Source organism: Candidatus Dadabacteria bacterium (assembly GCA_009840385.1).
Lineage (GTDB): Bacteria > Desulfobacterota_D > UBA1144 > Nemesobacterales > Nemesobacteraceae > Nemesobacter > Nemesobacter australis.
Genome location: VXNX01000010.1, coordinates 1 through 6,120 on the forward strand (window position 1 = coordinate 1; position 6,120 = coordinate 6,120).

Genomic DNA, 6,120 nt, shown 5'->3' on the forward strand with positions numbered 1-6,120 from the left:
CCTCACCCGATTCTCATTAAACCAAACCCCACTCCCCTTTGTCAAGTGTTTTTTTGCAGCTCAGCTGAAGTTTTTCCCGGCTCGGGGAACTTGAACCTCTCCACCCGCTCAACTACCCAAAAATAAGCCGTTTTCACGCGTGCAGAACCGTGAAATCTTCCATCCGCGACGCAGCTCAGGGCTACCCGGAATCGGTCAAGAAAAAGCCGCCGAAGCCACTTGATCCCGTGAGGGAAAAAACGGCTACGGCGGCAACCGGAAGGTGGAACATTTCATATACTACTCTCTATTCACCGGAAATGTCAACTAAAGTTTTTGGGAATTATATAGAATGTTACACATCGCACCTGTATTCTAAGGGAAAATACTTGGATGAACGCAATATTTAGTAATCCGCATTTTTATCCATCTTGAGCTGTTCGAAAAAAGTGTCTCTTAGCTCGATAGCCAAAACTCTTAATACTTGCCATTTCTCTATCCCGTTATTATATGCAGAAGACCTGACCCGTTCGTCCATTTCTTCAGTTAGAACGGACTCTCTTTTGACATGTTCGAAACAATATTCCTGAATATCGTAATGGCTTTTGCCTTCAACCTGAACGATGAGCCCAGGAGCAGTTTGCTTTGCCCACTCAGAGGCTTGAATCTCTTGTGATACTTTTTTACCTAGGTCAGTCAGGTTAATAGGACTGTTTGTTGAGGTAGTAGAAGGAAAAAGTGACTTAAGAAAACCCTCGATTTTCCTTACCGATTTTTTCAAATCTCCGATATCATTCTCAATGGAGGATACCCATCCCCTACTTTTCCAAGTAACCCCGGCAATAAGAAAAATAAGAGAAATTATTGGCCAATTTTCTTTTATAAAGTCCATGACTCATATTGTAAACATAAACCATGGGTATTTAAACGGGGGGACACCTTCCCGCTGACGTTGCTTATAATATACTCCTCTTGCGGAGTGAAAACAACCCCCGCACCTAAAAAGGAACTTTTTTGGTTTATGGGGAATTACATAGAATGTTACACAAGGGAAAAGGGTAAATCCCAGACTTAGGACTAAGAAGTCAGGTAGTATAAAAGGAGTGAAGCTGTGCTATTGTGACGAGAGTGGTATGGGGGATGAGCCTGTCGCTGTTATGGTTGGTGTTGTCGTAGATGTCACGCGCATGCATTTAACAAAGGCTCATTGGGAAGAACTCTTGATGTATCTCTCTGAAATCACAGGACGTCAAGTGAGAGAATTTCATACTAGGGACTTTTATTCTGGAAAAGGTATTTTCTACAACATTGATGGCAAAAAGCGTTCGGATATTATCTCTGCTATTTTTAAATGGCTTGCAAAGAGAAAACATCATGTTGTATATACATCTGTCTTGAAAGAATCGTACAACGCTGCAAGATCGGATATATCTTTTCCTGATGAACTGAATACGGTGTGGCGCTATTTAGCATTTCACTTGGTTCTGGCAATGCAAAAATACTGCCAAAACATTGGAAGAAATAAGGGCCATACAATTTATATTTTCGACAATGAAGATCGGGAAGAAGCTCGTTTTACAGATATTATCTTAAGACCCCCTAGCTGGAGTGATGAATACTACGATCGGAAGACAAAAAACCTCCAATTAGATCAGATTGTAGATGTTCCATATTTCTGTAATTCAGAAAACGTTACTCTGATTCAGTTAGCCGATCTCTTCTCATACTTTCTACGCCGATATGCTGAAATAAAAGCAGGAGGCAAACCTAAATACAAGGGTGAAGCTGAGAAAGTTTCAGCTTGGGTGAGTGATTTTTCAAAAAGGTCTATAGGCAGACAATATATATATCCACGTACCAACCAGACTAAGGCCCATAAATTATTTTTTGAACATGCTCCTGTCTCTATTCGGGAGCTCTGAAAGCCGATTTTCGCGACATTGTCCTTTCCCTTTACCGCGCTTACTTTTTTCTCCCTTTCCAGTTCCCATAAAACGGCTATAACTATTTTTCTACAGTTGCAGTTCTTGTAGCGGAAGGGAAGGCCGAGTCTTTTTGAAATATCGGTTCTTGTTATTGACCCTTCTTCTCTGGAAAGCTCCAACAGAACCGCTTCCTTGAGACGGTTCATGCCGAGCCAGGCTAGCTCTTTTGGTTCCATGCTTTTCCTCCTCTTATTTTGAAGATTTCCTTCTATTATCCTCTCTGCATAACAGCTGACAATTATCCTCTTCAGTCTTGCCGCCTTCCACCCACGGATCAATATGGTCCGCTTCCATCTCTTTTATGTCGAAGCTCTCGTCGCATTGTGCGCATTTCCCAGTTTTTAGGGTAATCGCAAAGTTCCTTTGCCACAGCGGACTAAAACGGCTATACTGCCTTCCCGAAAAACTTTCTCGCTAAGTGAGGATTGGTACAGGGAGGACGGCAAATTGCCTATTGATTTTGAATTCACAGACGAACAGCGCATGTTCCGGGAAATGATAGTGGATTTTGCCCAGAACGAGATAGAACCGCTGGTCGAAGAAGCGGAAGCCACCCAGACCTTTCCCAAGCAGTTGTTTCCCATGCTCGGAGAAATCGGGCTGCTTGGAATCTCCTTTCCGGAAGAATACGGAGGGGTCGCCCAAGACAAGATAATGGACTGCATATTCTCAGAGGAAATGGGAAGGGTTAACGCCGGCATAGCTATGTGCATCAACGCTCACACGAGCCTTTCAATGTTTCCTATATACAAATTCGGCTCCGAGGAGCAGAAGCAGAAATATCTCGTCCCCGGAATTGAGGGCAAAATAATAGGCTCTCTTGGAATCACGGAACCCAACGCCGGTTCCGATGCGCGGAGCATAAGAACCCAAGCGGAAAAAAAGGGAGACCGCTATGTGCTTAACGGCACGAAGACCTGGATAACAAACGGCACGATGTGCGATTACGCGGTGGTGGCCGCCTACACCGACAAGACGAAAAAGGGTCACGGAATAAGCATATTCATAGTTGACAAGGGCACCCCGGGGTTCTCCGTCAGCGGAAAGATGCACAAGCTGGGACATCGTTCCGCGGACACCTCGGAACTTATATTCGAGGGATGCGAGGTTCCCGAGGATAGCCTGCTCGTGGGAGAAGGAGGATTTGCGGGAGCGATGGAAACGCTGCTCGGAGCGCGCATAACCCACTCCGCGAAAAGCGTCGGAATAGCGCAGGCTGCTTTCGAGTACGCCCTTCAGTACTCAAAGGAAAGAGAAGCGTTCGGAAGGCCCATATCGAAGTTCCAGGCCATAAGCTTCAAGCTCGCCGACATGGCGGTAAAAATAGAAACTGCAAGACTCATGGTTTACAAGGCCGCCTGGCTCTACAGCAACGGGAAAAGATGTCTCAAGGAGGCTTCCATGGCCAAGTTGTACTCGGCCGAGATAGTGCAGTCGGTAGCCACAGAGGCCCTGCAGGTGCTCGGGGGCTACGGTTACAGCGTCGAGTACAACGCGGAGAGGTACTACCGCGACGCGAGGCTGGCTTCCATTACCGAAGGCACTTCGGAGATACAGCGTATCGTTATTTCGCGCGAACTTGGGATTTAGCTTGGCAATCGCAGGCAATATATAGTAATATGATACGGAATTTTTGAATGTTTTAAGTAAGGAGGAAGCACTACAATGTCAGAGAATCTTCCGGGCATACAAGAGACCCGAGAACTTCTTAAGAAGAAAAAAGTGGTTATAGCCGGTGTGGGTGAAACGGAACAGGGAAAAATCCCGGACAAAAGCTCCTTTCACTTCCTGAGCGAAGCTTCAAAACTGGCCATCGAGGACGCGGGGATAGAAAAAGAGGACGTTGACGGCCTCGTAACGGCATTCTCACTAGTGGAACACACCTTTATGCACTGCACCACGTTTGCAGACTACTTCGGCATGAACCCGAGGTTTTTCTCCTCCGTGGCAGTGGGGGGAGCGACAGCGGTGTGGATGGTAGCGGAAGCCGCGATGGCGATAGCGTCCGGACAGTCAGAAGTTGTGCTCTGCGTAAGGGGGGACAACACGCTGTCCGGGATATCGTCTTCGGGGATGCTTGCCCTTATAAGGGAGATGTGCCACGCTGAGTTTGAATTCCCCTATGGACTGACCACCCCTGGAGGATACGCCCTCGCGGCGCAGAGATACCTGCATGACTGGGGAGCCAGAAGAGAGCATCTGGCGGCTGTGGCAGTGACAATGAGAAAGCACGCCGCTGACAAGGAGAACGCAATGAACAAGGATCCTCTCTCGATAGAGGACGTTCTTGGGTCAAGAGTCATAGCTGAACCCCTTACAAAGTATGACTGCTCCATTATCTCAGACGGAGGAGCCGCCTTCATAGTGACTACGGAGGACAAGGCTAAGGAGCTTGGAATAGAGAACGATCTCGCGTACCTGTGGGGAATGGGACAGGGATACTCACATCAGTACCTCACAACCCTCGAGAACCTTGATCAGATATACAACGCAGTTGAGAGATCGGGACAGAAGGCTTTCGGAACGGCGGGGATAGAGCCAAGTGACGTTGACATAGCGTTTCTTTATGATTGTTTCACCATAACAGTGCTCCTTGAGCTAGAGGGACTGGGTTTTGTTCCCAAGGGGGACGGAGGAGCGTTCGCGCTTGAGGGAAGAATGGAGATAGGAAAGGATCTTCCTGTTAACACCCACGGGGGACTCTTGAGTCAGGCACACCTCGGAGCAATGCACCATGTGGTTGAGGCTACGTTGCAGCTAAGGGGAGACGCGGGGAAGAGACAGGTGGAGGACCCTGAGGTTGCCGTGGTGCACGGAAACGGTGGGATAGTGTCTGCTCACAGCACGGTGGTACTGGGCAACCAGCCGCTTAACTAAAACAAACCAAGGAGAACAGAGATGTCTGAAGAGAAAAAAGAATACAACAAGCCGCTGCCTGAGTTCCGGCCGGAGACAAAGCCGTTTTGGGAAGCGGCGAAGGAGCACAGGCTGGTTATCCCGAGGTCCAGGGAGACAGGGGAGTTTTTCTTTTACCCCAGGGCTCTTTCCCCGGGAGGGGACATGAGCGAGGACATAGAGTGGGTGGAGAGCGAGGGACGGGGGAAAGTGTGGACTTTTTCCATACACCACATGGGACCGTCTAAAGCTTACAAGGGAGAGCCTCCCTACGTTGTGGCCCTTATCGAGATGGATGAGGGAGTGAAGATGATGTCCAACGTTGTGGATGTAGATCCCGCTGACGTGTCCATCGGCATGGAAGTGCAGGTGGTGTTCGATGACGTTACCGATGAAGTCACCCTGCCCAAATTCAAACCAGCGGGGTAAAAAAGGAGAACGAAAATGCCAAGACTTTTCTACGAAGATCTAAACGAGGGAGACGAGCATAAAAGCTCAGGCAGGACGATTACTGAAGCTGATATCGTCAACTTCGCAGGACTTTCCGCAGATTACAACAATATGCACATAGACGAGGAATTCGCCAAAAAAACCGTGTTCAAGACAAGGGTAGCTCACGGCATGCTGGTCACGTCCATAGCCACGGGCTTATGGTTCACCATGCCGAGACTCGCGACCGTCGCTTTCATGGGTCTTGAAGACTGGAGATTTTCGGGAGCGGTATTCCCGGGCGACACCATTCACATAACGAGAAAGCTCGTTGAAAAAAGGGAACACAAGCGCCCGAACATGGGATTTTTTATTTTCGAGGTAAACGTATTTACTCACAAGGACGCTGAAAAACCCGTCCAGAAAGGAAAGTGGGTGATCCTTGTCCAGAGAAAAGAAGAGGAATAAAAACTCCAGAACCTTTCCCTGACTGAAGTCAGGAAACTGACAAGACGGAAAAAGCAAAAAAAGAGGGGGACTCGAAAGCCCCCCTTTTTCTACCACCTGTAAACCGGCTCTCCCCTGCCTTAGGAGCAAGGAATTATTCGCTCGGCAACCGCCGCATCAAAAAGCATCTGAAGCTGCGGCCGCCTCGCAAACTTTTATAAAGTTTCGGACTGCCTGGCCGAAACAAAACGGATTCTTAAAAAATCCTGCGCTTTCCATTCGGCTCGACACTTAAAGCCAAGCCTTTCTCAGGAAAGCACGGCAGCATCAAATCTTAGCCTGGTACTCCACCGAGAGGATTCCACTTCTCTGTAAGCAGAAGCAT

At 48.1% G+C, this 6,120-nt stretch carries 7 protein-coding genes; 5 read left to right on the forward strand and 2 right to left on the reverse strand.

The window, feature by feature from the left end; translation table 11 throughout:
- Positions 1-385: 385 nt before the first annotated feature.
- Positions 386-871 (reverse strand): hypothetical protein, encoded by a 486-nt coding sequence (locus tag F4X55_04175; GenBank protein ID MYC40193.1) that lies wholly within the window; start codon positions 869-871, stop codon positions 386-388.
- A gap of 202 nt (positions 872-1,073) precedes the next feature.
- Between F4X55_04175 and F4X55_04180 the strand changes: the two genes are divergently transcribed.
- Complete coding sequence (locus F4X55_04180; protein MYC40194.1) at positions 1,074-1,901, forward strand: DUF3800 domain-containing protein; 828 nt, start codon at positions 1,074-1,076, stop codon at positions 1,899-1,901.
- Positions 1,902-2,153: 252 nt separating this feature from the next.
- Here the strand turns inward: F4X55_04180 and F4X55_04185 are convergent, their stop codons facing one another.
- Positions 2,154-2,336 (reverse strand): HNH endonuclease, encoded by a 183-nt coding sequence (locus F4X55_04185; protein MYC40195.1) that lies wholly within the window; start codon positions 2,334-2,336, stop codon positions 2,154-2,156.
- An 81-nt stretch (positions 2,337-2,417) separates the two neighbouring features.
- Here F4X55_04185 and F4X55_04190 point away from each other — a divergent pair, with 81 nt between their 5' ends.
- The 4 genes from F4X55_04190 (at position 2,418) to F4X55_04205 (ending at position 5,756) form a co-directional block, all read left to right on the forward strand.
- Entirely contained in the window at positions 2,418-3,554 is a 1,137-nt protein-coding gene (locus F4X55_04190) for an acyl-CoA dehydrogenase (protein ID MYC40196.1), read from the forward strand.
- Positions 3,555-3,629: 75 nt separating this feature from the next.
- Positions 3,630-4,841 (forward strand): thiolase family protein, encoded by a 1,212-nt coding sequence (locus F4X55_04195; protein ID MYC40197.1) that lies wholly within the window; start codon positions 3,630-3,632, stop codon positions 4,839-4,841.
- A gap of 21 nt (positions 4,842-4,862) precedes the next feature.
- The gene (locus F4X55_04200; protein ID MYC40198.1) at positions 4,863-5,288 is read left to right on the forward strand and encodes a Zn-ribbon domain-containing OB-fold protein; all 426 of its coding nucleotides are present in this window, start codon (positions 4,863-4,865) and stop codon (positions 5,286-5,288) included.
- 15 nt (positions 5,289-5,303) lie between these two features.
- Positions 5,304-5,756, forward strand: a complete 453-nt coding sequence (locus F4X55_04205; GenBank protein ID MYC40199.1) for a dehydratase — start codon at positions 5,304-5,306, stop codon at positions 5,754-5,756.
- Positions 5,757-6,120 lie beyond the last annotated feature (364 nt).